Consider the following 3,306-nt stretch of genomic DNA (forward strand, 5'->3'; position numbering starts at 1 on the left):
GTCCTGCGCCAGCTGCCCGTCGGAAAGATCGAACACGGTCACCTCAGCGCCTGCCGCGGCAAGCACGGGTGCCTGTTGGCCACCGGCCGAGGCCAGGCACAGGATGCGCCTGCCACGCACATCGCCCAGCCAATCCAGCGGCAACGCACGCGGCGTCAGGTGTACCTGCCAGCGTCCCTCGCGTGCGGCGGCAATCGTTTCGGCATCCACCGGTCGCGACCACTCGCGCACCTCGCTGGCCTGGCGGTCCCAGGCAGCACGGTTGTGGTCGATCAACGCCTGTCCCTGATTCATGTGTTCTCCTTGCCCGAAGGGCGCCAGTCCAGATCCTGGAAGGCCGGGCTGGCGAAGCACTCGGCGAGGAAATCCAGGAATCGCCGCATGATAACGGGCTGTTGCCGGCGCGAGGCGTACACGGCATGAATGCCCAGCTCGTCCAGGCTGTACTCGGGCAGCAGTTCGATCAGCTCACCACTGCGCAGCAACGGTGCGACCTGATAGGTCGGCAACATGGCAATACCGGCATTGGCGCGCACCGCCTCCAGCAACAGCGATGCTTCATTGGCACTGATGTTGCCGCCCACCGCCACCGACAACGAGCGCCCTTCGCGATGCAGCTGCCACAGGCTTTTGCCGACGTAATGATGGGTCAGGCAGTTGTGCACGGCGAGGTGTTCGGGCGCGGTCGGCGTGCCACGCGCCTGCAGGTAGGCCGGCGTCGCGCACAGCACCGAACGGCAGATCGCCAAACGACGTGCGATCAGGCTGGGATCGATCTGCCGCGCGATGCGCACGGCCAGGTCGACGCGCTCCTCCACTAGGTTGACCATGCGGTCGACCAGCAGCAGTTCGATGCGTGCGGCCGGATGGCGCTGCACGAAGGCGGCCACCGCACGCGCCAGATGGCTCTGCCCGAACGACACGCTGGCGGTGATGCGCAGCGTGCCGTGTGGCTCGGGATCGTCGCTGGCCAGCTCACCCTGCAGTTCTTCGCCGATCGCCAGCATCTGCCGGAAACGCGCCAGCGCGGCTTCACCGGCCCCGGTCAGGCTGACCCGCCGCGTGGTCCGGTGCAGCAGCCGCGCGCCCAGCCAGCCCTCCACCTCGGCCAGGTAGCGGCTGACCATCGCCCGCGACATGTCCAGCACCTCGGCGGCGGCGGTCAGGCTGCCGCGCTCGGCAACTTCGACGAATACGGTCATGGCGGTCAATCGGTCCATCTGCTCGATCCATGCAACAAATAAGCGCGTTATACGCTGTTTTTCGATCGACTGCAGCGGCCTACAGTGGCCCCATTCCCAACCACCACCCCCACGGAGTCCTGCCATGAAGATCGCCCTCGTCGGTGCCACCGGCAACATCGGCCGCCAGATCGCCCGCCACGCGCTGGCCAACGGCCATCAACTGACCGTCATCGTGCGCAGCGCGCAGGACCTGCCGGCCGAGCTGGCCGGTGCCCATCCGGTCATCGCCTCGCTGGATGACCAGGACGCCCTGGTCGCCGCCATCGCCGGCCACGATGTGCTGGCCAGCGCCTACGGCCCGCGCCCGGGCGACGACATCGGTCGCGTCGGCGAGGTTGCCGCACAGCTGGCCAATGCCGCCCGCAAGGCCAACGTGCCGCGCCTGGTCGTGGTCGGCGGCGCCGGCAGCCTGGAAGTCGCCCCCGGCGTGCAGCTGGTCGACACCCCCACCTTCCCGGAGGCCTACAAGCCCTACGCGCTGGCCCACCGTGAAGCGTTCAACCGCTTGCAGGCGGTGGATGACCTGGACTGGACCTTCTTCTCGCCGGCCGCCGAAATCGGCCCAGGTGAAGAGCGTGGGCAGTACCGCGTGCAGCCCAAGGCCTTCCTCGCCGATGCCAGCGGCCACAGCCGCATCAGCTACGCCGACTACGGCGCCGCGTTCGTCGCCGAACTGGAAGCGCACAAGCACCCCAGGCAGATCATCACGGCGGCGTACTGATCGCGCACTCGCCGGCCTGACCGCCTGCCGGGCATGGCCCGGCGCTACCCACCTGTAAAGCCGAAGGCAACGGCAGGAGCCGTTGCCAACGTCGCTTGCGACGGCCCGTAGGGGGCCGGGCAAGGACGCCCGGCATAGCCAACGCTCGGCTCGACAATCCAAGGACACCTCCCATGCGTACTGCTGCCCTGCTGCTTCCTCTCGCGCTGGCTGCCAGCTTCACCAGCGCCCCACTGCTGGCCGCACCGGCCGCGCCTGCACCCGCCAGCGCTGCCAAATCCCAGCTGCGCCTGCAGACCTTCCATCCCGGCCCGCAGGCAATGTTCTCGGTGTCCTCGGTGCTGATCGAAGGGCGCAACGACGCGATCCTGGTCAACGCGCAGTTTGCTGCCGGCGATGCACGCCGGCTGGTCGAGCAGATCCGTGCCAGCGGCAAGCGGCTGACCACCATCTACATCAGCCATGGCGATCCGGACTATTACTTCGGCCTGGCCACCGTGCAGGATGCGTTCCCGCAGGCGCGCATCGTCGCGACCGCGCAGACCGTGGCGCACATCCGTGAATCCCAGGCMGGCAAGCTGGCGTACTGGGGGCCGAAGATGGGCGCTGACGCTCCCGCACGCATCGTGGTGCCCGCAGTGCTGGAAGGCGATGCACTGCAGCTGGAAGGCCAGCGCCTGCCGTTGATCGGCCTGGATGGCCCGACGCCGGACCGCAGCGTGCTGTGGGTGCCGTCGCTGCGCGCGATCGTCGGTGGCATTCCGGTGGTGGCCGGCGAGCACGTGTGGATGGCCGATACGCAGACGCCGCAGTCGCATGCCGATTGGCTGCGCACGCTGCAGCAGCTGCAGGCGCTGAAGCCGAAGGTGGTGGTGCCCGGTCATTACGCGGAGGGGGCGGCACTGGATGCCAGTGCGTTGCGCTTCACCGCGGATTACATCCGTGCCTTCGATGTTGAAACCGCCAAGGCCAAGGACAGCGCTGCGTTGGTGAAGGCGATGCAGGCGCGCTATCCGCAGCTGGCGGGGGTGGCGTCGCTGGAGTTGAGTGCGAAGGTGGCCAAGGGCGAGATGCAGTGGCCGTAAGGTAGGGGGTTCTTTTGCAGGGCTGCGCCCTGCACCCGCCGAAACGGTAGTGCCGGCCGCTGGCCGGCAACCTCAAAGCCAAAGCAACAGCAGGCATTCCGTGGGTAGGCGGGGTGGGTCCGGTTGCGGGGGACGCCGTAAACCCCCAGACCGGCCCAGCCGCTGGCGGCTGTGCGTTCGGGCGCTTGCGAAGCAGTGCTTCGCAAGCAAAGCGCCCTCACCCTTGGGGGCTTGGCCGCGGCATCCATGCCGCGGA

The 3,306-nt window shown here is 68.2% G+C and carries 3 protein-coding genes and 1 pseudogene; 2 read left to right on the plus strand and 2 right to left on the minus strand.

Translation table 11 applies throughout. The annotated features are described in order from the left end of the window. A pseudogene (locus AC1VAN_RS16035) lies at nt 1-294 on the minus strand (SAM-dependent methyltransferase); the annotation flags it as partial. Next, nucleotides 291-1,220 carry a LysR family transcriptional regulator gene (locus AC1VAN_RS16040; RefSeq protein WP_025878424.1) on the minus strand — a complete coding sequence of 310 codons (930 nt, stop codon included), beginning with the start codon at nt 1,218-1,220 and terminating at the stop codon, nt 291-293. The gene AC1VAN_RS16040 and the pseudogene AC1VAN_RS16035, both read right to left, overlap by 4 nt. Nucleotides 1,221-1,326: 106 nt before the next feature. On the opposite strand from AC1VAN_RS16040, the gene AC1VAN_RS16045 reads away from it, so the two are divergent. Both AC1VAN_RS16045 and AC1VAN_RS16050 read left to right on the plus strand, forming a co-directional pair. Further along, nucleotides 1,327-1,965, plus strand: a complete 639-nt coding sequence (locus AC1VAN_RS16045) for an NAD(P)-dependent oxidoreductase (RefSeq protein ID WP_032976398.1) — start codon at nt 1,327-1,329, stop codon at nt 1,963-1,965. A gap of 173 nt (nt 1,966-2,138) precedes the next feature. Beyond that, the gene (locus tag AC1VAN_RS16050; RefSeq protein ID WP_105163358.1) at nt 2,139-3,050 is read left to right on the plus strand and encodes an MBL fold metallo-hydrolase; all 912 of its coding nucleotides are present in this window, start codon (nt 2,139-2,141) and stop codon (nt 3,048-3,050) included. Nucleotides 3,051-3,306: the final 256 nt, after the last annotated feature.

It is taken from the genome of Stenotrophomonas sp. 05L44_2, assembly GCF_056665995.1.

Bases quoted from the DNA above. Each gene is read 5' to 3' on its own strand.
- AC1VAN_RS16040 (WP_025878424.1), bottom strand. From the start codon at position 1,220: ATGGACCGATTGACCGCCATGACCGTATTCGTCGAAGTTGCCGAGCGC.
- AC1VAN_RS16045 (WP_032976398.1), top strand. From the start codon at position 1,327: ATGAAGATCGCCCTCGTCGGTGCCACCGGCAACATCGGCCGCCAGATC.